This is a genomic window from Fluctibacter halophilus, assembly GCF_020687825.1.
Taxonomy (GTDB): domain Bacteria; phylum Pseudomonadota; class Gammaproteobacteria; order Enterobacterales; family Alteromonadaceae; genus Fluctibacter; species Fluctibacter halophilus.
In genome coordinates, this window is the sequence record NZ_JAJEWP010000001.1 from 862,169 (window position 1) to 885,939 (window position 23,771).

The following is a 23,771-nucleotide window of genomic DNA, read 5'->3' on the forward strand; positions in this document are numbered from 1 at the left end:
CTATGGATCCGTTATAGTTCAGGATTCCAATGCATCCAAGTATTTTTCGGCATCCAGTGCGGCCATACAGCCAGTTCCGGCAGAGGTGATCGCTTGGCGATAGACGTGGTCGCATACATCCCCGGCGGCAAAAACGCCCGGTACGCTGGTTTGGGTCGCATTGCCATTCAGACCACTGTTAATGGTGATGTAGCCGTCTTTCATCGCCAACTGACCTTCGAATATACCGGTGTTGGGTTTGTGGCCGATAGCAATGAACAGGCCCATTACATCCAGTTCTTCGGTAGTGTCAGACTGGGTGTCCTTGATGCGAATCTTGGTCACACCCATTTCATCGCCCAGGACTTCATCCAACGTGCGATCCAGGTGCAGCACGATATTGCCGTTTTTCACTTTGTCCATCAGCCGATCGGTGAGAATTTTTTCACTGCGGAAGGTATCGCGGCGGTGCACAAGGTGAACTTCGGAAGCGATATTTGAAAGGTACAGCGCCTCTTCAACGGCGGTATTGCCTCCGCCGACCACGGCCACTTTCTGATTACGGTAGAAGAAACCATCACAGGTTGCACAGGCAGACACACCTTTGCCCATAAAGGCTTGTTCTGATTCAAGCCCCAGGTATTGAGCACTGGCACCGGTACAGATGATCAATGCGTCACAGGTATAGGTTGCATTGTCGCCCTTAAGTACGAACGGACGTTGCTTGAGGTCAGTTTCATTGATGTGGTCAAAGATGATTTCTGTGTCGAATTTTTCTGCGTGCTTTTGCATCCGCACCATCAGATCCGGGCCGGTCAGACCCTCAGGATCACCAGGCCAGTTCTCCACATCGGTGGTCGTGGTCAGCTGTCCACCTTGTTGAATCCCTGTGAGCAGCACCGGGTTGAGATTGGCGCGCGCAGCATAAACAGCGGCTGAATAGCCTGCCGGGCCTGAACCAAGGATAAGCAAACGTACGTGTCTGTTCTCTGACATGAAAAACTCCGAAAAAATGTTTGGCCGGGATTCTACGCAAAATGCCCAACCGGGGTAAAGGGGGGAAATGCCCATCAATGCTACAGGAGATGTGGGCAGTTGAGATAAATTCAATGGCTGGTAAAAAAGCTATCCCAATCGTCTCGACTGATTGTCGGAATACTTAACAGTAGCTGTATTTCTTGGCATGGTTGAATTTATATGTTGTTGAATATAAAGGAATAAATAATATTGGTATTAAATGTGCTTGTATGTCTTCACTACTCTTTTTGATTGCAGGTGCCATCATGAAATTTTCTACCAAGTTATTCCTATCCGGACTACTCGCGTTATCTGCCTCCACTGCTTCAGCCAGTCTGATCACAACGGCTGACTTTAACGAGCAGTTGTCATTGCCTACCTTGGTGGGTCCTGACGTACGTGAGTTTGAAGTGCTTGGTGCCGCTGTTGGTGCTGGTAATGAACTGACCGATGCGAACGAAATCGCCAATCCCGGTGGATACAGTGGCCATGCCAACATGGATTTGGATCAGTCTGGCTTGCTAACCCTGACCGGCCAGGAGCCCGCAGGTTTTGCCGATTATCAACTGGCAGTGTTCACGTTGACCAATATTTTGTTCGATACGTCTACAGTGATCGCCGGTGTGACGGTGATCGGTCAGGGTAACGAAATTTTTGATGGCCAGAATCAGACGTTGTTCCCCATCCCGTCAGTATCCTTCACCGACAATTCGGTCACCATTACTTACCATGTGGGTCAGCAAAGCATCTCTGATGAGTTTAATTTTGGTCAGGATTTGCAAGCCCAGTTTCAACTGGTGATGCGTGATGTACAGGGTCAGGTGCCTGAGCCGGCTTATCTGGGCCTGACCGGTCTGGTATTGCTGATGCTGAGCATGCGTCGCAAACATCACTGATTTCGCCTTACTCCGCGAATTAAGAACCCGCACTGATTAGGCCCAGTGCGGGTTTTTTCGTTTTGATATTCAATTTGTGGGCGTTTTTATCTTTTCTATAACATTTGGTTTTGGCGAAGTTTGCCGATTCGCGTTACCCTTAAATGACTGTTCGGCATTTGCCGCCACCATGGGGTTCCTGTAGTTATGTCCATGTCTGTCACAACCTTGCTTAAAAGCGGTCAGCAATACATGCGTACCTGGCCCATGCAGAAGGAACTGTATAGCCTTTTTCCTGAGTGCAAAGTCATCAAGGCGACCCGTTTCGCCAATATGGTGATGCCACCGGCGGCGGTGGTGTGCAGCATGTTGCTTTATCAAGCCAATGGGGCGGATGCGATCCCTCAGATATTAACGGTCATGGCGGTGTTTCTCAGTATTCCGCTGCAGGGCGTGTTGTGGCTGGGGCATCGCGCCAATCAGGCGTTACCGCCTTCCATGCGGCGTTGGTATTTTGAAGTGCAGCAGAAAATGCGCAGTGAAGGGTGCTTTGTCGGCCATAGTGGGTCTGACAGTAAATTGCGCTATATGGAACTCGCCCGCTTACTGAAGACGGCCTTCGATGAATTAGACCGGGTATTTACCCGCCAGTGGTTCTAAGTTAATCGGATCGCTATCAAATAGCGATTGTGCTGTCAGTTCTGCCTTGTGAGCGCGTCACCACAGGTCTTGCATACGTACCGTAACTGGTTGCGTGCCACCTTGTTGTGTCGTCGCACCGTCAGTCTCACCGGTCCACAGGCGCATTGATACAAAAACGTTCGACCTTCTACACGCCGGGTGTCGAAACCATGGGTGACCTTGGGCGGCAAACCAAACAATCCTCTCATCAGTGTCTGCCATTCTTTGCCGTGGGGCTTGACGCGTCCATGCTGCTGGTAGACCAGAATATGGCAAAGCTCATGGGGGATCACCGTGTGTTCGAAGGCTTCGATATTGTCCGCCAGTAAAATCGGATTAAGGCGTATTTCATTGCGCGACAAATGGGCACTGCCGGCAATTTTACCCCGTTGATTAAACAGCAAAGTCGGCACGTCAATTGAAAAGGGCAGTTGCGTTTGCGCTTCTGCAATACATTTGTTCAGTCGCCGCTGGGCTCGAAGTTGGAGTGTTTGTGTCATTGGTCTAAATGAGTTCATAAAAAAGCCACGCTGAGCGTGGCTTTTTGAAACGCTAACAAGCTGCTCAGAACGTACATTCCAGGCAGTAAACGTAGGTGCCACGGGGGTCGTTTAGCCGTTGCAAAACACCAAATTCGGACATCACACGGTTGATCATTTTGATCAGTTGCTGATCTGAATCCGCAAAGGCAACTTTGCCGGTCATGGCGCTGGCCTGACCGAACACATCCTGCCAGAAGCGCTCTTGGGCCGACAACGAATGTTCAACGTACTGGGTATCATACTTTTCCAGGTTGGCCAGTTCAGCTGCTGCGCTGACGGCGTCATCCAGGTAACCCAGCTCATCGACCAAACCAAGCTCCAGGGCTTTTTCACCGATCCAGACCCGACCTTGGGCGATACTGTCTACATCCTGCTTGGGAATATCCCGTGCTGTAGAGACCAGTTCAAGGAATTGATCATAGACGTTTTCAACGCTGAGTTGGATCATTTGACCCACCTTATCATCCAACGGGCGTGTAGCGCCTAGGCCAGCGAATTCAGTCGTACCCACGCCATCGGTATGGATACCCAGGTGCGCCAGACTGTTTTCAAAGGTCATGAACATACCAAACACACCGATAGAGCCGGTGATGGTGGTGGGGGCCGCGATGATTTTATCCGCGCTGGCAGAAATCCAGTATCCGCCAGAGGCCGCATAGGTGCTCATCGCAGCAACGACAGGCTTACCGGCGGCTTGCAACTGGGCAACTTCCTGTCGGATCACCTCTGACGCAAACGCGCTGCCGCCGGGCGAATCAACGTACAGGACGACCGCCTTGACGTTGTTGTCCATACGCGCTTTTCGCAGCAAGCGGGCAGTGCTGTCACCACCAATGGTGCCTGGCTTTTGCTCGCCGTCCAGGATTTCGCCTTTGGCTACTACAATGCCCACTTTCTGCATATCGTTGCCCAGTGCAAAGGGCGGTTTGATAACGTGCAAGTAGTTTTCGTAAGAAATGTTGGTATAGCCGCGACGTGAGTCGTCTTTGCCCAACAGCGCGATCAGTTCGTCACGCACCTGTTCACGGGTTTTCAGGGCATCCACCCAGCCGTTGTCCAATGCGTATTGGGCAAAATCGCCATCCGCTTCACGGAACTTGGCCATAAAGTCATCGACGGTGTCATCAAAGTTCTCTGGCGCAAAGCCCCGGGCCTGAGCGACGCTCTGCTTGTATTGACCCCACAAGCTGTCTAGCCATGCTTGGTTGGCTTGGCGGGCAGGCTCTGACATATCGTCGCGAATGAAGGGCTCAATGGCAGATTTATAGGTTCCGACCTTAAACACGTGTGTGGTTGCTTTGAGTTTTTCCAATGCTGACTTGAAATACATGCGATAGCGGCCGTAGCCTTCCATCAACATGAACCCCATTGGATTGAGGTACACATGATCGGCATGGGCAGCGAGAAAATACTGGCTCTGGGTATACACATCGCCAATGGCGTAAACCGGCTTGCCACTGGTTTTGAACGTATCCAGCGCAGCAGCGATCTGTTGTAGCTTGTCCATTCCGGCCCTTTGCAGACCTTGCACATCCAGAACTAAGGCTTTGATACGCTTATCATGCTGGGCATTCTCGATGGCGAAAACAACATCCCGTAACAACACTTCCGGATGTTCTTCCTTCTGACCGAAGGCTTCCTGCATAAACCCTTCAAACGGATCGACGCGGCGTTCCTCAATGACCAATTCACCGTGCAGGTCGAGCACCAGGGCTGAATCTGACGGTACGGTAATTTTGCCGTTATCACTGCTGATAACGATCACAAGGCCGACAACAATGACGATGAAAACAATGTTAAAAAACACTTTTCGGCAGAAATTCAGTACAGTCCAAAGACCGATAAACAGCCCTTTGGTCCAGTTCTTTTCCGATGCCATACTACTCTCTCGCATACTGATTAGACTTTTTCACAGGCTATCGTAATGATTTTTGCCAGGATCACCAGAGTGCAAATGTAATTAAATGTGATTGTTGGTGATGCTTAGCGGGGTTTTGGCGGTTTACGTGAGCTTTCATCTATCCATCGCGCCAGCAGGGCTGCGATGGCGCGGTAATCGTCATCGGCAAAGGTTTTCAGCAACGCGGAATGTCGCTGTGTTGTGTTGAGTTTGGGCTGTTGGCGGGCGTACAGTTTATGCAACGCTGATGAGCGTTTGTCTGCCCCAGAACCATCTGTCATGAAAGATTTCAGTTCGTTGGCCTATCCTTACTCACAGTGTAGCAATTCAACGAGGGTGATTCATGTTGTTATCAGTGGTACGTCAAAGTCAGTCGGTGTGGGAAAGCATTCGCAAGATAGAGGGCATCGGGCCGTTGTTGTTGCGGATTTATCTTGCGCCGATTTTTATCCAGGCTGGCTACGGTAAGCTGACCGCATTCGAGGACACCGCTGCCTGGTTTGGGAATCCTGATTGGGGGTTGGGGCTGCCATTTCCTGAACTGATGGCCGCGCTGGCCGGTGGTACGGAGTTGATTGGGGGCTGGTTGTTGCTGTTTGGTATTGCTACCCGCATTGTCACCTTGCCCTTAATGGCAACCATGGCGGTTGCTGCCTGGACCGCGCACTGGCAATACGGATGGCATGCGTTACCAGAAACCCAGCTCACAGTACCGTGGGAGTGGCGCATGGATCTGATAGAACAAGCCAATGAGCGTAAAGAGGCGGCGCGTAGCTTGCTGCAGGAATATGGCAACTATGATTGGTTGACCCAGGCAGGCCCCATTACCGTGCTCAAAAACGGTATTGAGTTTGCCGCTACGTATTTTGTGATGCTGCTGATGCTGTTGTTCAGCGGGGCAGGGCGCTATACCAGTGTTGATCATTGGGTGGTTGAATGGGCCAATCGTCAGCCGCGCCCTTGATTTCTCCTACTGGTATCCCAACACTGATGGTTTCAACCTTTGTAGGAGGAACGCCATGGATGCTCTGTCGCTGTTATTGAACCGTCACTCTCAACCCCGTCTGGTTGCGCCCGCACCGGAAGGTGAAGCGCTGGAAAACATACTGCAGGCGGCCCTACGTGCTCCTGACCATGGGATGCTGACGCCGTGGCGTTACGTGGTGTGCCGAGGCGAAGGTCTGACCCGATTGGGTGAGGTTTATGCGCAGGCGGCGCAGCAAGGGGACTACACTGAGCGAGATATTTCTCGGGCGCCTACCTTGCCATTGCGAGCACCCATGGTGATCGTCGCGATCAGTTCCTACACAGAGCATCAGAAGGTGCCTTGGGTTGAGCAGGTTGCTTCTGCCGCTTGTGGGGTGCACGCGATGCAGCTCGCGGCACTTGCGCAGGGATATGCAGGCATTTGGCGCACCGGGCCCTATGCCAGGGATCCCCTGGTCAAGGCCGCGTTTGACCTACGCGACGAAGACGAAATCGTCGGTTTCCTGTATCTGGGTACGGCGGAATATGAAACCTCGGCAAAGCCTGCCCGGAATATCGCCGATTTTGTTTCGTTTTGGCAATAACCCATAGAATATGCAACTAGAGTGGCCAGGTGGACTGGAAAACAAGCCACAGCCCGTTCAGTTAGGCACAAAAAAAAGCCACCTGTAAGGTGGCTTTTTTTGTTTTACGTCCGTCAGAGACTAGGGGACCCGCACAATTTTTAACGCGTTGGTCGAACCGACAGTTTCCATTTCGTCGCCGTAGGTCATCACAAACTCGTCACCGCTTTGCAGCAGGCCTTTGCTGGTCAGCACGTCAATCACGTCTTGTTTTAACTGACCGGGCTCGCTACCGGTAGAGTCAAAGTACACCGGTTTGACCCCCCGAAACAACGCCATCGCATTGAGGGAGGCGTCGTGTCGTGACAGGGCATAAATCGGCAGAGAGGTGGTAATGCGTGAAACCAGCTTCGGTGTATTGCCGCTTTCGGTCAGTGCCACAATGGCTTTGACGCTGCTCAGGTGGTTTGCTGCATAGACCGCTGATAATGCGATGCTTTCACTGACGGAGGCGAAGGTTTCATCAATGCGATGTTTGGACAATTTGACGCTGGGGTGGGTTTCCGCCCCTTCACAGACTCTCGCCATGGCTTGTACCGTTTCAACCGGGTAATCGCCTGCCGCGGTTTCGGCTGACAACATCACCGCATCTGTACCGTCCAGAACGGCGTTGGCCACATCCATGACTTCGGCGCGGGTCGGCATTGGACTGCTAATCATCGATTCCATCATCTGGGTTGCAGTGATCACCACTTTGTTGAGCTGACGGGAACGGGCGATCAGCTTTTTCTGCACACCCACCAGTTCTGCGTCACCGATTTCCACGCCCAGATCCCCACGGGCAACCATCACGGCATCGGAGGCGCTGATGACATCATCCATGGCTTCGTCGGTGGCAACGGCTTCAGCCCGCTCGACTTTGGCGCAAATCATTGCATTACAGCCTGCAGCCTGCGCCAAATCTCTGGCATAGCGCAGATCATCGCCACAGCGAGGGAATGAAACGGCAAGGTAATCGACGCCGATTTCGGCCGCTGTTTTGATGTCTTGCTTATCTTTTTCCGTCAGTGCCTCGGCCGATAGTCCGCCACCGAGACGATTGATGCCCTTGTTGTTTGACAGCTTACCGCCCACCGTCACTTTGGTGTACACCTTTTCGCCGTCCACCCGAGTGACCTGCAATTGAATGCGGCCGTCATCGAGCAACAAAATGTCGCCGTTGCCGACGTCTTTGGGCAGGTCTTTGTAATCAATGCCCACCTGTTGCTGATCGCCAGCATCACCGGGCAACGAGGCATCGAGAATAAAGTCTGCACCAATTTCCAGATTCACCGCGCCTTGTTTGAACTTCGCGACCCGTATTTTTGGTCCTTGCAGATCACCGAGGATGGCTACGTATTTGCCCAACTTAGCCGCACAAGCGCGAACCCGTTTGGCGCGCTGAATGTGGTCTTCGGCAGTGCCGTGTGAAAAGTTCATCCGGACCACATTCGCACCTGCGGCGAGGATCGCCTCTATACGCTCTTCGGTGTCAGTTGCTGGGCCAAGGGTGGCGAGAATTTTGGTTCGTCTTAACATGTTAACGTTGCTCGTTGTCTGTCATGGATGGAGAGAATACTACCATCGCGCAAATTAATGTAATTTTATTACAGGAATTGTAGTGCCGATTCCGGTAAATGTGAAATTTTTTAACAAAAAAAGAGCCGTTGGCCCTTTTTGATCGTTTTGCAACTTGCCGTGCTAGTCAGTACGTTTTTCGAAACGAGAACCACGCAGCGTATCTTTAACCCGCTTCAGGTTCTCGCGGAACTTGCCGCCCCGGCGCAGGGTAAACCCAGTTGCCAGAATGTCGATCAGGGTCAGCTGAGCGATGCGCGATGCCATTGGCATGTACATATCAGTATCCTCAGGCACTTCGAGCGACAACACCAGGTTGCATTCCCGCGCCAATGGACTGTTTTTGGAGGTTATCCCGACCACTGTGGCATCGTTGGCGCGGGCTATTTGGGCAATTTCAACCAGACTTTTGGTCCGACCGGTATGAGAAATCAGTACCACAACGTCATCTTCAGAGCAGTTCATACAGCTCATGCGTTGCATCAACACGTCTTCGAAATAGACCACCGGTACATTGAAGCGGAAAAACTTATTCAATGCGTCATGAGCAACGGAAGCTGAAGCGCCCAATCCGAAGAATGAAATCTTCTGCGCCTGAGTGAGCAAATCCACTACGCGGTTGACCACATTGATATCGATGGATTGGCGGGCCACTTCCAGCGATGCCATGGTCGATTCAAAGATCTTCTTGGTGTACTCCTCCGGTCCATCGGTTTCTTCAACATGTCGGTTTACATACGGGGTTCCATTGGCGAGGCTCTGTGCAAGGTGCAGTTTAAAATCCGGATAGCCTTTGGTATCCAGGCGCCGACAAAACCGGTTCACTGTGGGTTCGCTGACATCGGACATCTTCGCCAGAGTGGCAATACTGCTGTGAATTGCGGTCTGGGGATTGGCCAAAATGACTTCCGCAACCTTACGTTCAGACTTACTGAAGGCTGCCTTGCTCTGGGTGATTTTTTCGAGAATATTCATACGCGCCAATGAATCTTACTTATAATTGTCATATGCTTTGCGGCTACAGTAACACTGTCAACCGCGGACTGGGTACAATTGTTGTAACTTTTTGACAAAAAAACCAGCTTTTTGTCCTCCGATGAGGCAATAAATGACCCAGTGAGTTGGTAAAAATTCCGCTAATAAGTTGTAAAATTACTACATTTAGTGCTAGTTTACGCCTATACATCGCAAAGACCCAGCTAAAAATGCGTAAGATTTTACAAAGTGACCCTTCGTTTACACAGATTACAGGTTAATTACATATGGTGTTGGAAAATTCTTTCGAGCCCTGCGATTTTGTACTTTTTGGAACCAAAGGCGATCTGGCGCGCCGAAAATTGTTGCCAGCGCTCTATCAACTGGAAAAAGCTGATCTCATCCACCAGGACACCCACATCATTGGTGTAGCCCGCGATGACATGTCAGTGGAAGATTATGTTGCTCTGGCGAAGAAGAACATCGAAACTTTCAGTGGCTCTCCACTGTGCGAAGAAGCTTGGGCACGTTTCAGTGCGCGATTGGATTACGTACAGGTCGACATGAAAAACGAAAAGGCCTACAACGCCTTTAAAGAGCACGTTGACAGCAGCCGCACCATGGTGTGCTACCTGGCCACACCGCCGTCCATTTACGGGGATATTTGTCGCGGCCTAAATGCGGCCGGTGTGATTGACCCCAGCGTGCGGGTGGTGTTGGAGAAACCCATCGGTCACGACCTGGCGTCTTCCCGAGTTATCAATGATCAGGTGGCGGAATTTTTCGAAGAAAAGCAAATTTATCGCATCGATCACTACCTGGGTAAAGAAACGGTACTTAACCTCGTTGCTCTGCGGTTTGCCAATTCAATTTTTGCCACCAACTGGGACCATAATTGTATTGATCATGTGCAAATTTCGGTGGCTGAATCGGTGGGGATCGAAGGCCGCTGGGGTTACTTTGATGAAGCCGGTCAGATGCGTGACATGGTGCAAAACCACTTACTGCAAATTTTGACCCTGATTGCCATGGAGCCGCCAACGACATTGGATGCGGACAGCATTCGAGATGAAAAGCTGAAAGTATTGAAGGCGCTACGCCCGATCAACGCAAGTAACGTGCAGGCAAATACCGTTCGTGGTCAATACACTGCCGGTTTTGTCAAAGGTCAGGAAGTGCCCGGTTATCTGGAAGAAGAGGGGGCCAATACCCGCTCGACCACAGAAAGTTTTGTTGCGCTGAAAGTGGAACTCGACAACTGGCGCTGGGCCGGCGTGCCGTTTTACCTGCGTACCGGTAAGCGGATGCCGAGTAAGGTCAGTGAAGTGGTGATTTACTTTAAACGTCAACCACACAACCTGTTCCAGGAAAGTTTCCCGCAACTCCCACCCAACAAGTTGACCATTCGTTTGCAGCCCGATGAAGGGGTTGAGGTCACCGTGATGAATAAGGTGCCGGGCCTGACCGGCTCCAAAGCGATGGATTTACAAAAATCAAAGTTGAACCTGAGCTTCTCGGAAGCCTTTAAAGACGATCGCATTGCCGATGCGTATGAAAAACTGTTGCTGGAAGTCATGATCGGTAATCAGGCCCTGTTTGTGCGTCGCGATGAAGTGGAAGCAGCGTGGAAATGGGTGGACGGCATTTTTGCCGCCTGGGAAAGCACAAACGATGAGCCTGAACCTTATCAGGCGGGAACGTGGGGGCCCGTAGCCTCCATCGCGATGTTGGCCCGGGAAGACCGAGCCTGGTATGAAAGTAAGATAGGAAAGAAATAATGACCGTTCATCAGCATATTTTCGACACAGCCGCGTCGCTGAACGCCGATATTTGCAAACGCATCGTGGATATCCTGCAAGACGGAATTGAGCAACATGGTCGCGCCAGTCTGGTGGTGTCTGGCGGTCGCACCCCGGTACCCCTGTTTGCCGCGTTGTCTGAACAACCTCTGGCCTGGGATAAGGTGGATGTGACTCTGGCTGACGAGCGTTGGGTCGATAACAACCACGAGGCCAGCAATGAAAAGCTGGTGCGCGAACACCTGTTAGTCGGTCGCGCTGCCAACGCCAATTTTGTGCCGCTAAAGACATCGGCCGAAGATGCCAGCGATGGTGTCAGTGAGTGCGAACAGCGCATCGCTGCTATGCAACAGCCTTTTGATGTATTGATCCTCGGCATGGGAGAAGACGGCCATACAGCGTCACTGTTTCCCTGCTCAGCGCAATTGGCGGACGGTCTGGATTGCGACTCCGGACGCACATGCATTGCAGTAACCCCCGGGAACGCACCCCATCAGCGAATGTCGCTGACGCTACCCGCTTTGCTCAACAGTAAACACATTTTTCTGCACCTGACCGGTGATAAAAAACGTCAGGTGGTTGAACAGGCGATGGCGTCTGACGATGTCAACGAAATGCCCATTCGTGCCGTTCTGCAACACGCAGACGTCGATTTAATGTGGGCACCTTAGGAGGATAAATGAACGCACTGATCCAAGAAGTTACCGAACGCATTATTGAGCGTAGTCGTCAGTCGCGGGCCGCCTATCTGAACAAAATTGATAAGGCGCGCAGAGACGGACCCCATCGCGGCGTATTGTCGTGCGGTAACCTGGCCCACGGGTTTGCAGCCTGTAATCCACAGGACAAGTCTGATCTCCGCAGTATGACCAAGGCAAACATTGCCATTGTGTCATCTTACAATGACATGCTGTCAGCGCATCAACCTTATGAAGCATACCCTGCCATTCTGAAACAGGCGGTGGCCGAGGTTGGCAGTGTGGCCCAGTTTGCGGGTGGCGTACCGGCCATGTGTGACGGTGTTACACAAGGTAATCCCGGTATGGACCTGAGTCTGATGAGCCGTGATGTGATAGCCATGTCCACTGCGGTGGGCCTGTCGCATAACATGTTTGACGGTGCGTTGATGCTGGGAATTTGCGACAAAATCGTTCCCGGATTACTGATTGGATCACTGAGTTTCGGTCATTTGCCGACCGTATTTGTGCCGGCCGGCCCCATGCCATCCGGTATACCGAATAAAGAAAAAGCCCGTGTGCGTCAGGCTTTCGCGGAAGGGAAGGTTGGCCGTGAAGAGCTGCTGGAAGCAGAGTCGAAAAGCTACCACAGTGCGGGTACCTGTACTTTCTACGGCACCGCCAACTCCAACCAACTCGTGGTTGAAGTGATGGGATTGCATTTGCCTGGGTCTTCGTTTGTGAACCCGGGAACCCCATTGCGTGACGCGCTAACCAAAGCCGCCGCACGTCAGGTGACCCGCCTGACCGATCTGGGTGACAACTACATGCCAATCGGACACATTGTCGATGCCAAGGCAATCGTCAATGGCCTGGTTGCCTTGTTGGCTACCGGAGGCTCGACCAACCATACCATGCATCTGGTCGCCGTCGCTCGGGCGGCCGGCTATCACATTACCTGGGATGACTTTTCTGACATCTCCAATGCGGTACCGTTGTTGACCCGTATCTACCCCAATGGCTCGGCGGATATCAACCATTTTGTCGCAGCGGGTGGCATGGCATTGCTGTTCAAAGAGCTGTTGGATGGCGGGCTGCTACACAATGATGTGAACACCATTTGTGGCCCCGGACTTGAGCGTTACACCCAGGAACCGCGCCTTGAGGACGGTGAACTGGTGTGGCGGGACGGTCCGGTTAGTTCCCATGATACAGAGGTATTGGCCAGTGTCGCCAAGCCGTTCAAGCCCGATGGCGGGTTGTCCGTGCTGAGCGGTAATCTGGGACGGGCGGTGATGAAAACCTCCGCGTTGCGTGAAACCCATTGCCGTATCAAAGCGCCTGCTGTGGTGTTTGAAGATCAGTTTGAACTGGATGCCGCGTTTAACGCCGGTGATCTCAATAAAGACTGTGTGGTGGTGGTTCGTTTCCAGGGACCTGCCGCTATTGGGATGCCGGAATTGCACCGCCTGACGCCACCGCTGGGTGTATTGCAGGACAAAGGCTACAAGGTCGCATTGGTCACTGACGGACGAATGTCTGGTGCCAGCGGCAAAGTGCCGGCGGCCATTCACGTCACGCCGGAAGCCTACAAAGGTGGACTGTTGGCCAAGGTGCAAGACGGTGACCTGATAGAGCTGAACACTGAAACCGGCGATCTGCAACTGTTGGTGGATGTTGAAGAGCTGGCTCGCCGCGAAGCCAAAGTGGCCGACATTGGTCACCACCAGATCGGGATGGGCCGGGAAATGTTCGCCGGCATGCGCAGCACGTTGACGGGCGCCGAAGAAGGAGCCTGCTCATTGTTCGTTGATCAGGAGCAGGAAAATGTCGACTAGGTTTGTTGCGGACGTCGGCGGTACTAATATCCGTCTGGCGACCATTGTTGACGGTACGTTGCACAATATTCGCAAGTACCTGTGTGACAATTACCCCACCATCGATTCGGCTATTCAAACCTACTTTGCTGAGTTTCCGGACACCACTTTTAGTGCTGGGTGTGTGGCGATTGCCTGTCCGGTGCCCGGTGACTGGGTGAAAATGACCAATCATTTCTGGGCGTTTTCGGTTGCACAACTGAAGTCCAACCTCGGCCTGGAGTATCTGGCCGTGATCAATGATTTCACCTCGGTAGCGCATTCATTACCGGTACTGGCTGATAGCCAGAAAGTTCAAATTGGTGGGGGGCAAGTAAAGCCCGAAGCCAATATCGCGGTGTGCGGACCCGGTACGGGCCTGGGTGTGGACCATCTGACCTGGACCGAGCAGGGCTGGAAAGCGCTGGACGGTGAAGGCGGGCATGTGGATTTTGCGCCTCAGGATGAAAACGACCTGGTGGTTTGGCAATTCCTGCACAGGGTGCTGGGTCATGTGTCGGCCGAAGAAGTGCTGTCCGGGCGCGGATTAGTGCACATTTATCAGGCATTGGCGGCCGATGCCGGTGTTGAAGCGAAGTATTCCGATCCTGCCGATATCACGCCGCGGGCGCTCAGTGGCGAATGTCCGTTGTGCGAAAAGACCCTGGCCCAGTTCTGTCGGATTCTGGGCAGTTTTGCAGGCAATCTGGCGCTGAATCTGGGTACCGCAGGTGGCGTTTACATCGGTGGTGGCATTGTTCCCCGTTTCGTTGAATACCTCGCCAACAGCGATTTTCGTCAGCGCTTCGAAGCCAAAGGACGTTTTAAGGATTACGTGGCCTCGATCCCCACGTTTATTATCACTGAGCCTGATCACGGTTTGCTCGGCGCAGCAGCGTATCTGGATCAGAACCACAAAGGTTAATGAATATGACTAAAAACTGGAAAGTGTCTTCACAGGACGTCTTCAATGCAGGTCCAGTGGTCCCGGTATTGGTGATCAAGGACGTGGCACATGCGGTTCCACTGGCCAAGGCGCTGATCGCCGGTGGCATACGGGTACTGGAAGTCACATTACGCACCCCGGCGGCATTGGATGCTATACGTGCCATTGCGAAAGAAGTGCCAGAAGCGCTGATCGGCGCAGGTACGGTAACCAACGAGGCCCAATTGAAAGAAGTGCAGGACGCCGGTGCGTTATTCGCGATCAGCCCAGGAATGACGACTGAGCTGCTCAAAGCAGGTAATGATGCTTCAATCGCCCTAATTCCAGGCATTTCGTCCATTTCAGAATTGATGAAAGGGATTGATCTGGGCTATACCCATTTCAAATTCTTCCCGGCAGAAGCCTCTGGCGGTATTAAAGCGATCAAGTCCATCGGTGGTCCGTTCCCCGATGTGGTGTTTTGTCCTACCGGCGGTATCGGTCCGAACAATTACCTGGATTACCTGGCGTTGAGCAACGTCCGTTGCGCCGGCGGTTCCTGGCTGGCACCGGATGACGCGGTGGAAGCCGGTGATTGGGATCGCATTACCGAGCTTGCCAAACAGGCGGTGCAGGGTGCCAGTACGCTGAACTAGTATTGAATCAGACACTAAAAAAGCCGGTCAATGACCGGCTTTTTCTTTTCGACAACAACCTTTAGCCTATGCGCTGCGACAACACCAGATTTTCCCCGGCGGGCAGAGACAACATAGGGGCTATTGCCGCCTCAACGCACAGCATCTGTCTGTAGCCATCGTCTGGCATGTCAGTCATGGTTCGGCTTTTCTCCACCCAGGGGTTCCAAACAACGACGCTGTTATGGCCCGATTGATGGAGGTGCGTAATCTCTCCGGCGCTGGTTACCGTGACCGCTGGAACAGGCGATGTGTGTATACGATCGACTTCGCCCGATATCTGATAGGGACGCGGAGAGTCCTGTTGAACAAGCCCGCTCACTTTGTCGCTATAGGGACCCTCGATACCGTCGATGGTGACTGAGTCGATGTCATTGATGGCCAGGTAGCTGTGCAGAGCGCCGCCGATTAAAATGGCTTCATTGTCGCGGTTGTGGGTTATCAGGGAAACGGTTAATTGTTTGCCGATGTCCACCACCAACGTCACCTCCACCGCATGATGGAAGCCGGGACCGTTCACGTCACCAGGGAGTAGACGTACCGTGGTTGATTCCGCTGTCTCACTGATACTGTCAACATGCCATTGTTGATTGCGCAAAAAACCGTGTGAAGGCAGGTCCGGGTTGTCAGGGTGGGCGGCAAACCATGGCCAGCACACAGGAATGCCACCACGAATGGCGGTTTTGCCGTCAAACCGGGCACAATCGCTGAGCCATAGTCGTTCCCGGCCATCCTTTTTGGGCACGAAACTGATCACATGGGCACCAAACAACGCAATGCGCGCGCTGGCATATTGATTGTCAATCGACAGGATATCGACGTCATCGCGGGCGGTAATGGTGTGGGATGTTTGCATGACAAGCCTCCTCGCTGGACGGGAACAAAAAAGGCGACCGAAGTCGCCTTACAACATGGGGTGGGGCTATTGGCTGATATGCGCAACCAGGTCCAGCACCTTGTTGGAATAACCGATTTCGTTATCGTACCAGGATACCACTTTTACGAAGGTATCGGTCAGCGCTATACCCGCTCCTGCATCAAACACAGACGTGCGGGGGTCACCGTTAAAATCGGTACTGACCACCGGGTCTTCGGTGTAGCCGAGAATACCACTGAGCTCGCCCTCCGAGGCTTGTTTCATGGCCTGACAAATCTGTTCATAGGTGGCTGGTTTTGCCAGGTTGACGGTCAGGTCAACCACCGAAACGTTGGCGGTAGGAACGCGAAATGCCATCCCGGTCAGTTTACCGTTCAGGGCAGGGATAACCTTGCCGACCGCTTTTGCCGCACCGGTTGAGGACGGAATGATGTTTTGTGACGCGCCACGACCACCGCGCCAATCTTTGGCAGACGGACCGTCTACGGTTTTCTGTGTAGCGGTGGTGGCGTGTACGGTGGTCATCAGGCCATCAACGATGCCAAAGGTGTCATGCAACACCTTGGCAAGGGGCGCCAGGCAATTGGTCGTACACGAGGCATTAGAGACGATGTCTTGCCCTTCGTAGGTGGTGTGGTTCACGCCCATCACGAACATAGGGGTTTCGTCTTTGGACGGCGCGGACATGACCACTTTCTTGGCGCCGGCCTGAATGTGTTTGCGGGCAGTTTCGTCGGTCAGGAATAACCCGGTTGACTCGACCACCACATCCACGTCCAGTTCATTCCAACGCAAGTTGGCAGGGTCCCGCTCAGCCGTTACACGGATCGATTTACCGTTCACAACCAACGTTCCGTCGATAACCTCGACCGAACCATTGAACTTTCCATGGGTAGAGTCATACTTGAGCATGTACGCCATGTAGTCTGCATCCAGCAAATCGTTGATGGCCACAATCTCAATGTCGTTGCGCTCAGAGGCGGCGCGAAAAACGAAGCGTCCAATGCGGCCGAAGCCGTTGATACCTACTCTAATCGCCATGTGAGAATCCTTAACGTTTTGTCAAAAGTGAAATTAAATTACAGAAATTATGGATCAAAACACCCCTCAACGCAAAGAAATACGACTAATATGTTATAAAATTACCACCAAATTGGCGGTGGTCGAAAAATGACCCATTGAATGCAAACGTATTCAATAACGAAAAATTAACAATTTGACGGATAATGGTAGACCGATAAGTTTAGCCAATAATTACAGGACACGTATTCGAATGACTTCTTCTCTCAAGGATAAGCTGGTCGAGTTGCGCGGCATTGAGTCCAATTATATTGACGCCTGGGGCAAGCCGGCGACAATTAATCCCGCCAGCAAAGACAAGCTTCTTGCCGCGATGGGGTATCCCGTTGATGACGACGCGGCGTTGCAGGCAAAGCTCGACCAGGAAATCCGCGAAGCCTGGCTGTCTCCCCTTAATCCTGTACAGGTAAACCGTGAAGATGAAGAGGTGTTCATCACTGTCCGTTTACCGATTGAATTGGTCACAGACGACTATGAGCTTGCGATTGATGTAGAGGGCAGCAACACCATCAAACAGCCTTTCACGCCTGCCGATGGTGAGTTGATTGGCGTTCAGCATATCGATGATGTTGAATTTCAGGAGTATCTGATCAAGCTCAATGCAGCATTACCGCTGGGCTACCACTCGGTGCGCCTGGTTGCCAGCGGGGATGACGAACTGGCGCACATGCGCCTGGTCATGGCGCCACACAGCTGTTATCACCCTGACGCGATTCAGCAGGGCGGCAAGTTGTGGGGCCTGAGTGTGCAGCTTTATTGCTTGCGCAGTGCAAATAATTGGGGGGTTGGTGATTTTTCTGACCTGGCGGCATTGCTGAAACAGGCCGCTACCCGGGGAGCTCACTTCGTCGGCTTGAACCCTATTCATGCACTGTACCCCGCCAATCCTGGTGCCTGCAGTCCTTATGGCCCCAGCTCTCGTCGATGGTTGAACTTCATCTACATTGACGTCACCGGCATTGAAGGGTATGACGATCCGTCGGTGCAGTCGCTGGTCAATGACAGCGAGTTCCAGGCCACACTGCAACACGCCAGAGACGTCGATTATGTGGATTATGATGCGGTTACCCGTCTTAAGCTGAAAGCGTTGAATCAGGTGTTTGAGGTTCAGAACAGCCGCTTCCTGAGCAAAAATACCCGCCAGAATAAAGCCTTTAAGGCGTTCGTTGCCGAGGGGGGGGAAAGCCTTGAAACACTGGCGGTATATGATGCGTTGCAAGAGCACCTGGCTGAGCAGGGCAAGCCCAACTGGGGTTGGCCTGTGTTTCCCAAGGCCTATGAAGAATTCCATCAACCCAAGGTGGCGGCGTTTAAAAAGTCCCATGCCAAGCGGGTCAAATTTTTCCAGTGGCTGCAGTGGCAGGCTGCCCAGCAACTGGAAGCGGCCAACAGTGTCGCTCATGAGCACAATATGGTGATTGGCCTGTACCGGGACCTGGCCGTCGGCGTCAGTGAAGGGAGTGCCGAAATCTGGGGTAATCGCGATTTGTATTGCACCGAGGCGAGCGTGGGCGCGCCACCTGACGTGCTGGGACCCTTGGGGCAGAATTGGGGATTGCCGCCGATGGATCCGAAAAAGCTGTATGAGCAAGCGTATCAGCCGATCATCGATCTGTTTTCGTCCAATATGCGCGCAACCGGTGCGTTGCGTATTGACCACGTGATGGCATTACTGCGTTTGTGGTGGGTTGTTAAAGGCGATACCGCCAAGCAGGGCGGTTATGTCTACTATCCGGTGGATGATTTGCTGGGCATTTTGGCATTGGAAAGTCATCGTCACCAAAGCCTGGTGATTGGTGAGGATTTGGGCACTGTGCCTGACGAGATCCGGGACAAACTGGCAGCCAATGGTGTGTATTCCTATCGGGTGTTCTTCTTCGAACAGGCCGAGGACGGTGGCTTTTTCTCGCCGGGTCATTATCCGGTGCAGTCCATGTCGACCCTTACCACCCATGACATGCCTACGTTATTGGGTTACTGGCATTGCCTTGATTTGGAGTTGGGCAAGGAGCTGGGTTTGTATCCCACCGACGAAATCCTGTCTACCCTGTACACCAGTCGACACGACAACAAGCAACAGATCCTCGATACCCTGCACGGACATGCGTCGATCCCTGACTGGATTGGCCGACAGGTCGAGCAACAGGGAATGAACCAGGCGCTTAATTTTGGTATGCAAAAGCACATGGCAACAGGTTCAAGTGCATTACTCAGTCTACAATTGGAAGATTGGCTAGAAATGGACAAGCCTGTTAATGTTCCTGGTACGTTCAATGAATATCCAAACTGGAAACGCAAACTGACCCGTCCATTGGAGGCCATTTTTGCCGATCCGGCGTTGAATGAACTGGCTGAACAATTGACCCGTTTGCGTCAACAGGCAAGCGAATCGTGACAGCGGAGGGTTAACCCTCCGGCGACAAAGGTGAACCCATGGTGTTATCGCAACAATTAGCGCAGGCTGCCTGCACGTACCCGTTTTCGCAATTGGGACCGTGCTTCGACAATGGAATTGCAACGGTAACCGCATGGGTTCCTCATGCAACCTCGGTGGCAGTGTTTGATGTTGCCAGTGGAAATACACTGGCCGCGTTATCTTGCGTGGATGACAGTTTCTTGTTTTCGGGCCAGGTAAAAGGCCTGACTGAAGGGACTGTGTACGGCCTGCAGATTGTAAACGAAGAAAACGAATACGAGCTGATCGACCCTTACCAGTTCCAACAACAGGCCTATCACGCCGTGCATTTTGTCGATCACGCACCGGAAAATGTCTATCGACAACTGGGTGCGCAGTTGGTGGAACTGGATGTTGGCCTCAGTGCGCCGCTACAAGCCACCCGTTTTGCCGTTTATGCACCGAATGCCAGTGCCGTGTCGCTGTTGGGAGACTTTAATTACTGGGATGGTAGCAGCCATCCGATGCAGAAAACCGATCTTGGTTACTGGGTGCTGGTGGTGCCGGATATTCATGCCGGCATGAAGTACAAGTACCAGATCAAAGACGCAGACGGCAATCAACTTCCCCACAAGGCCGACCCGGTCGGTTTTTACGCTGAACAATACCCGTCACACACCTCAGTGGTGTTTGACCATGAACAGTATGAGTGGCAGGACACGGCGTGGATGACCCGTCAGCGGGACGATAAATACCATCAACCCATGAGCATTTATGAAGTTCACCTTGGATCGTGGAAACGTCCGGGTGATGATCCTACTCAGTACCTTAGTTACCGTACTTTGGCCAAAGAGTTGGTGGAGTATGTGGTTGACATGGGCTACACCCACATTGAAGTGTTGCCGGTGTCGGAGTTTCCGTTCGACGGCTCCTGGGGCTATCAACCGGTCGGGCTGTTTTCACCCACCAGTCGCTTCGGCGACCCGGATGATTTCAAATACTTCGTTGACCAGTGCCATCAACAGGGGATTGGCGTGATCATTGATTGGGTTCCTGCGCATTTTCCGGAAGATGGGCATGGACTTGCACGGTTTGATGGCACCCATGTGTATGAATATGCCGATCCGCGCAAGGGCTGGCACCCGGACTGGAATTCTTGTATTTACGATTTTGGCAAGGACACCGTGCGTCAGTTTCTGGTCGCCAATGCCCTGTTTTGGCTGGAAAAATTCCACATCGATGGCTTGCGGGTCGACGCCGTAGCATCGATGCTATATCTGGACTATTCACGTAAGGACGGCGAATGGATCCCGAACGTCGATGGTGGCAACGAAAATTACGAAGCCATCAGCCTGCTGCAGTGGATGAATCAGGAAGTGTATAGCAAGTTTCCGCTGGCCATGACCATTGCCGAAGAGTCTACCTCATTTCCCAAGGTTTCCCGGCCGGTGTTTGAAGGTGGTCTGGGCTTTGGCTTTAAGTGGAACATGGGTTGGATGCACGATTCTCTGCATTACATCTCTAAGGATCCGTCTTATCGGCGCTATCACCACGGTGAAATGACCTTTTCCATGGTATATGCCTTTGACGAGAACTTTGTGTTGCCGATTTCCCACGATGAAGTGGTACATGGTAAGGGGTCATTGCTCAGAAAAATGCCCGGTGATGAGTGGCAACAGGCCGCTAACCTAAGGGCTTACGCGGGTTTTATGTACCTTCATCCCGGCAAGAAGCTGAACTTTATGGGCAACGAAATCGGCCAGGCCAACGAGTGGAACCATGACAGTTCGGTGAACTGGCATTTGCTGACGTTTGAAAAACACGCCGGTATTCAGCACCTGTACCGTGATTTAAATCACCTGTATCGCCAATACCCGGCTCTGCACCAACTGGATCATGACATTCACGGGTTTGAGTGGGTTGATCATGGCAATGCCGAACAGAGTATTGTGTCGATGCTGCGCAAAAGCCAGCAGGGTGAGCAGATGGTCTATGGTATCTGTAATTTTACCCCTGTGCCCCGAGATGGTTTCCGCATGGGCGTGAATTTGCCCGGACGTTATCGCTTGCTGTTAAACACCGATGATAAAAAATACTGGGGCAGTGGTTACCCGGTGGTCAGCGAATGTGTCAGTCAACCGCAGGGCTGGAATCACCGCGAGCATTCTATCGTGTTTGATTTACCGCCGCTGGCGACATTATTACTGGTGTATGAGGGCGCTGAGTGAATCAGACCGGCTTAACCGTCACCGCGGGTCGTCCCCATCCGATGGGGGCAACGCTGACTGCTACCGGGTGTAATTTTGCGGTCCATTGTCCGGATGCCGATGATGTGGTGCTTGACATTTTTCATGCTGATACCGAAGAACACTTACATCGGGTATCGCTGATCGCCAAGACCGGCAAAATCTGGCATGCCCATGTGGAAGGGATTCAAGCCGGTCAGTTGTACGGCTACCGAACCTTTGGTAAACAGCTCGCTGAAATGGGCTTGATATTTGATCCCGAAAAGCTGCTTATCGATCCGTACGCCAAATGCCTCAACCGCCCCCAGGTGTGGAGCCGGCGTCAATACCAGGGTGACAGTCAGTTCATGATGGCAAAGGCGCGCATCCTGCCTGTTGAACCGGCGTTTTTTCAACACCCCAAACCCGAGATTGAACTGGCCGATACGGTGTTGTATGAAGCCCATGTCAAAGGACTTACTGCGCTACACCCGGATATTCCAGAGCCTTTGCGGGGCAAATACCTCGGCGTTTGTCATGCGTCGGTTATCGCCCACCTGGCGTCACTGGGTATCACCAGCATTCAGTTGATGCCTGTGATGGCGTTTATGCCCGAACCTTACATTACCGAAAAAGGCCTGACCAACTACTGGGGCTACAACCCGGTGAACTTTTTCAGTCCAGATCCCCGTTATGCGATTGATGATCCGGTCGCCGAATTCCGCCAGATGGTTGATGTACTGCATGGCGCGGGCCTGGAGGTGATTCTGGATGTGGTATTCAATCATACCGCCGAAGGAGGTCGGGACGGACCGATGTTGTCGTTCAAAGGCTTCGACAACACGTCATTTTATCTGTTTGAGCGCAGCGAATACGGGGTGGTCAACTTCCACAATTACCTGAATAACTCTGGCTGCGGCAACAGTGTAAACACCGCTGCACCCTACGTGCTAAAGCTGGTGATGGATGCCCTGAGATACTGGGTGACGGACATGGGCGTCGATGGCTTTCGTTTTGATTTGGCCGCCAGTCTCGGACGGGATCCGTATGAATTTTCCAACATGGCCGGTTTTTTCCGTACCCTCAGACAAGACCCGGTGTTACAGCGGGTTAAACTGATCGCAGAGCCCTGGGACATTGGACATGGCGGTTACCGGTTGGGGCAATTTCCGTCCAATTGGGTCGAATGTAACGACAAATACCGGGATACGGTGCGCGGTTTCTGGCGCGGAGATAAAGGTCTGGTGGGGGATTTTGCCACCCGACTGCTGGGTTCACGGGACATTTTTCCAAAAGGCAACCGCAGTATTCACAGTTCCGTCAACAACGTGACTTATCACGATGGCTTTACCTTGCAGGATCTGGTCAGTTACCGGGAGCGTCACAATGAGGCCAATTTGGAGCAGAATCGCGACGGTCATAGTCACAACGTGTCGGACAATTACGGAGAAGAGGGCCCTACCCAGCATCATGGCACGCTGGTGTTGCGTGAAAAGCAAAAGCGTAATCTGTTTGTTACCCTGATGTTGTCGCAGGGGATCCCCCATGTACTGGGGGGGGATGAGCTGAGTCGCAGCCAGCAGGGCAACAACAACGCCTATTGTCAGGACAATGAGATCAGTTGGCTAAACTGGACGTTAAACGAGCGTCAATCGGATTTCCTGACCTTCTGTCAGCAAGTGATCGGTTTGCGGCGCGCCAGCAAGTTGTTGCACCACATGTCGTTGGCAGATGATTGCTACACCCATGATTGCAACGTTGCACATATTCGTTGGTATCGGCCTGACGGCGCTACCAAGGGGCGGGAAGACTGGCAGGACCCCGATAATCAGGCCTTTGCGGTGGAAATCCTTGGCACTGCAGACGCTGCCGATGAGCACTGGTTTATCATCTTTAATGCCTTTGATCAGGACGTACGTTTTCACTTGCCGCAGGACACGCCGGATGGGTGGGAACTGTATCTGGATACCCGCTACGCCAAGGTTTCACTGCAACCGTCAATCAAAGTCAGTGAGGTTTTCCTGCAGGCGTACCGGAGTGTGAGTGTTTTTCGTCGGGTGACTGGTTAATCGTCACTGAGCGTGTATAATCGCGCCCGACTTTCAA

General features: G+C 52.5%; 20 protein-coding genes. 12 read left to right on the plus strand and 8 right to left on the minus strand.

Annotated features, from left to right (window positions below; translation table 11 throughout):
* Positions 1-18: 18 nt before the first annotated feature.
* Complete coding sequence (trxB, locus tag LJ739_RS04025; RefSeq protein ID WP_229157308.1) at positions 19-975, minus strand: thioredoxin-disulfide reductase; 957 nt, start codon at positions 973-975, stop codon at positions 19-21.
* A gap of 287 nt (positions 976-1,262) precedes the next feature.
* On the opposite strand from trxB, the gene LJ739_RS04030 reads away from it, so the two are divergent.
* Both LJ739_RS04030 and yfbV read left to right on the plus strand, forming a co-directional pair.
* Complete coding sequence (locus LJ739_RS04030) at positions 1,263-1,892, plus strand: PEP-CTERM sorting domain-containing protein (RefSeq protein WP_229157309.1); 630 nt, start codon at positions 1,263-1,265, stop codon at positions 1,890-1,892.
* Between the two features lie 186 nt (positions 1,893-2,078).
* A complete protein-coding gene (yfbV, locus tag LJ739_RS04035) occupies positions 2,079-2,531 on the plus strand; it encodes a terminus macrodomain insulation protein YfbV (RefSeq protein ID WP_229157310.1) in 453 nt (150 codons plus the stop codon).
* A gap of 35 nt (positions 2,532-2,566) precedes the next feature.
* Here yfbV and LJ739_RS04040 read toward each other — a convergent pair whose 3' ends face one another.
* The 3 genes from LJ739_RS04040 to LJ739_RS04050 all read right to left on the minus strand — a co-directional run bounded on the left by LJ739_RS04040 (position 2,567) and on the right by LJ739_RS04050 (position 5,275).
* Positions 2,567-3,052, minus strand: a complete 486-nt coding sequence (locus LJ739_RS04040; protein ID WP_229157311.1) for a SprT family zinc-dependent metalloprotease — start codon at positions 3,050-3,052, stop codon at positions 2,567-2,569.
* Positions 3,053-3,116: 64 nt separating this feature from the next.
* Positions 3,117-4,973 (minus strand): signal peptide peptidase SppA, encoded by a 1,857-nt coding sequence (gene sppA, locus LJ739_RS04045; protein ID WP_229157312.1) that lies wholly within the window; start codon positions 4,971-4,973, stop codon positions 3,117-3,119.
* Positions 4,974-5,077: 104 nt separating this feature from the next.
* The gene (locus LJ739_RS04050; RefSeq protein WP_229157313.1) at positions 5,078-5,275 is read right to left on the minus strand and encodes a hypothetical protein; all 198 of its coding nucleotides are present in this window, start codon (positions 5,273-5,275) and stop codon (positions 5,078-5,080) included.
* Between the two features lie 62 nt (positions 5,276-5,337).
* Here LJ739_RS04050 and LJ739_RS04055 point away from each other — a divergent pair, with 62 nt between their 5' ends.
* Together LJ739_RS04055 and LJ739_RS04060 are read left to right on the plus strand one after the other, a co-directional pair.
* Positions 5,338-5,958, plus strand: coding sequence for an HvfX family Cu-binding RiPP maturation protein (locus LJ739_RS04055; protein ID WP_229157314.1), 621 nt, complete (start codon positions 5,338-5,340; stop codon positions 5,956-5,958).
* Between the two features lie 55 nt (positions 5,959-6,013).
* The gene (locus LJ739_RS04060) at positions 6,014-6,565 is read left to right on the plus strand and encodes an NAD(P)H nitroreductase (RefSeq protein ID WP_229157315.1); all 552 of its coding nucleotides are present in this window, start codon (positions 6,014-6,016) and stop codon (positions 6,563-6,565) included.
* Positions 6,566-6,685: 120 nt separating this feature from the next.
* Here the strand turns inward: LJ739_RS04060 and pyk are convergent, their stop codons facing one another.
* Both pyk and LJ739_RS04070 read right to left on the minus strand, forming a co-directional pair.
* On the minus strand, positions 6,686-8,122 hold the full coding sequence (pyk, locus tag LJ739_RS04065) for a pyruvate kinase (protein WP_229157316.1): 1,437 nt from the start codon (positions 8,120-8,122) through the stop codon (positions 6,686-6,688).
* Between the two features lie 162 nt (positions 8,123-8,284).
* A complete protein-coding gene (locus tag LJ739_RS04070) occupies positions 8,285-9,136 on the minus strand; it encodes a MurR/RpiR family transcriptional regulator (RefSeq protein ID WP_229157317.1) in 852 nt (283 codons plus the stop codon).
* 287 nt (positions 9,137-9,423) lie between these two features.
* On the opposite strand from LJ739_RS04070, the gene zwf reads away from it, so the two are divergent.
* Genes zwf through LJ739_RS04095 form a run of 5 tightly spaced genes read left to right on the plus strand, consistent with a single transcriptional unit; the run spans position 9,424 to position 15,049 of the window.
* Positions 9,424-10,914, plus strand: coding sequence for a glucose-6-phosphate dehydrogenase (gene zwf, locus LJ739_RS04075; protein ID WP_229157318.1), 1,491 nt, complete (start codon positions 9,424-9,426; stop codon positions 10,912-10,914).
* On the plus strand, positions 10,914-11,606 hold the full coding sequence (pgl, locus tag LJ739_RS04080; RefSeq protein WP_229157319.1) for a 6-phosphogluconolactonase: 693 nt from the start codon (positions 10,914-10,916) through the stop codon (positions 11,604-11,606). The genes zwf and pgl overlap by 1 nt, the downstream gene beginning before the upstream one ends.
* 8 nt (positions 11,607-11,614) lie before the next feature.
* Complete coding sequence (gene edd, locus LJ739_RS04085; RefSeq protein WP_229157320.1) at positions 11,615-13,450, plus strand: phosphogluconate dehydratase; 1,836 nt, start codon at positions 11,615-11,617, stop codon at positions 13,448-13,450.
* Entirely contained in the window at positions 13,440-14,393 is a 954-nt protein-coding gene (locus LJ739_RS04090) for a glucokinase (protein WP_229157321.1), read from the plus strand. The genes edd and LJ739_RS04090 overlap by 11 nt, the downstream gene beginning before the upstream one ends.
* Before the next feature lie 5 nt (positions 14,394-14,398).
* Positions 14,399-15,049: a bifunctional 4-hydroxy-2-oxoglutarate aldolase/2-dehydro-3-deoxy-phosphogluconate aldolase gene (locus LJ739_RS04095; protein WP_229157322.1), complete on the plus strand. Its 651-nt coding sequence runs from the start codon at positions 14,399-14,401 to the stop codon at positions 15,047-15,049.
* A gap of 61 nt (positions 15,050-15,110) precedes the next feature.
* Here the strand turns inward: LJ739_RS04095 and LJ739_RS04100 are convergent, their stop codons facing one another.
* Positions 15,111-15,944 carry a D-hexose-6-phosphate mutarotase gene (locus tag LJ739_RS04100; protein WP_229157323.1) on the minus strand — a complete coding sequence of 278 codons (834 nt, stop codon included), beginning with the start codon at positions 15,942-15,944 and terminating at the stop codon, positions 15,111-15,113.
* A 66-nt stretch (positions 15,945-16,010) separates the two neighbouring features.
* Positions 16,011-17,006, minus strand: coding sequence for a type I glyceraldehyde-3-phosphate dehydrogenase (gene gap, locus LJ739_RS04105; RefSeq protein WP_229157324.1), 996 nt, complete (start codon positions 17,004-17,006; stop codon positions 16,011-16,013).
* 232 nt (positions 17,007-17,238) lie between these two features.
* On the opposite strand from gap, the gene malQ reads away from it, so the two are divergent.
* From malQ to glgX, 3 genes are read left to right on the plus strand one after another with little or no spacing between them, the layout of a single operon-like run.
* The gene (gene malQ, locus LJ739_RS04110; protein WP_229157325.1) at positions 17,239-19,440 is read left to right on the plus strand and encodes a 4-alpha-glucanotransferase; all 2,202 of its coding nucleotides are present in this window, start codon (positions 17,239-17,241) and stop codon (positions 19,438-19,440) included.
* A 38-nt stretch (positions 19,441-19,478) separates the two neighbouring features.
* Positions 19,479-21,668: a 1,4-alpha-glucan branching protein GlgB gene (gene glgB, locus LJ739_RS04115; RefSeq protein ID WP_229157326.1), complete on the plus strand. Its 2,190-nt coding sequence runs from the start codon at positions 19,479-19,481 to the stop codon at positions 21,666-21,668.
* Positions 21,665-23,734: a glycogen debranching protein GlgX gene (gene glgX, locus LJ739_RS04120; protein WP_324254894.1), complete on the plus strand. Its 2,070-nt coding sequence runs from the start codon at positions 21,665-21,667 to the stop codon at positions 23,732-23,734. The genes glgB and glgX overlap by 4 nt, the downstream gene beginning before the upstream one ends.
* Positions 23,735-23,771 lie beyond the last annotated feature (37 nt).

What these genes read in the sequence shown, in the direction of transcription:
- pgl (WP_229157319.1), top strand. Translation starts at nt 10,914, where the DNA reads ATGACCGTTCATCAGCATATTTTCGACACAGCCGCGTCGCTGAACGCC.
- LJ739_RS04100 (WP_229157323.1), bottom strand. Translation starts at nt 15,944, where the DNA reads ATGCAAACATCCCACACCATTACCGCCCGCGATGACGTCGATATCCTG.
- yfbV (WP_229157310.1), top strand. Translation starts at nt 2,079, where the DNA reads ATGTCCATGTCTGTCACAACCTTGCTTAAAAGCGGTCAGCAATACATG.
- malQ (WP_229157325.1), top strand. Translation starts at nt 17,239, where the DNA reads ATGACTTCTTCTCTCAAGGATAAGCTGGTCGAGTTGCGCGGCATTGAG.
- sppA (WP_229157312.1), bottom strand. Translation starts at nt 4,973, where the DNA reads ATGGCATCGGAAAAGAACTGGACCAAAGGGCTGTTTATCGGTCTTTGG.
- edd (WP_229157320.1), top strand. Translation starts at nt 11,615, where the DNA reads ATGAACGCACTGATCCAAGAAGTTACCGAACGCATTATTGAGCGTAGT.
- LJ739_RS04060 (WP_229157315.1), top strand. Translation starts at nt 6,014, where the DNA reads ATGGATGCTCTGTCGCTGTTATTGAACCGTCACTCTCAACCCCGTCTG.
- trxB (WP_229157308.1), bottom strand. Translation starts at nt 975, where the DNA reads ATGTCAGAGAACAGACACGTACGTTTGCTTATCCTTGGTTCAGGCCCG.
- LJ739_RS04095 (WP_229157322.1), top strand. Translation starts at nt 14,399, where the DNA reads ATGACTAAAAACTGGAAAGTGTCTTCACAGGACGTCTTCAATGCAGGT.
- LJ739_RS04030 (WP_229157309.1), top strand. Translation starts at nt 1,263, where the DNA reads ATGAAATTTTCTACCAAGTTATTCCTATCCGGACTACTCGCGTTATCT.
- LJ739_RS04050 (WP_229157313.1), bottom strand. Translation starts at nt 5,275, where the DNA reads ATGACAGATGGTTCTGGGGCAGACAAACGCTCATCAGCGTTGCATAAA.
- LJ739_RS04055 (WP_229157314.1), top strand. Translation starts at nt 5,338, where the DNA reads ATGTTGTTATCAGTGGTACGTCAAAGTCAGTCGGTGTGGGAAAGCATT.
- LJ739_RS04070 (WP_229157317.1), bottom strand. Translation starts at nt 9,136, where the DNA reads ATGAATATTCTCGAAAAAATCACCCAGAGCAAGGCAGCCTTCAGTAAG.
- pyk (WP_229157316.1), bottom strand. Translation starts at nt 8,122, where the DNA reads ATGTTAAGACGAACCAAAATTCTCGCCACCCTTGGCCCAGCAACTGAC.
- LJ739_RS04040 (WP_229157311.1), bottom strand. Translation starts at nt 3,052, where the DNA reads ATGACACAAACACTCCAACTTCGAGCCCAGCGGCGACTGAACAAATGT.
- gap (WP_229157324.1), bottom strand. Translation starts at nt 17,006, where the DNA reads ATGGCGATTAGAGTAGGTATCAACGGCTTCGGCCGCATTGGACGCTTC.
- glgB (WP_229157326.1), top strand. Translation starts at nt 19,479, where the DNA reads ATGGTGTTATCGCAACAATTAGCGCAGGCTGCCTGCACGTACCCGTTT.
- LJ739_RS04090 (WP_229157321.1), top strand. Translation starts at nt 13,440, where the DNA reads ATGTCGACTAGGTTTGTTGCGGACGTCGGCGGTACTAATATCCGTCTG.
- zwf (WP_229157318.1), top strand. Translation starts at nt 9,424, where the DNA reads ATGGTGTTGGAAAATTCTTTCGAGCCCTGCGATTTTGTACTTTTTGGA.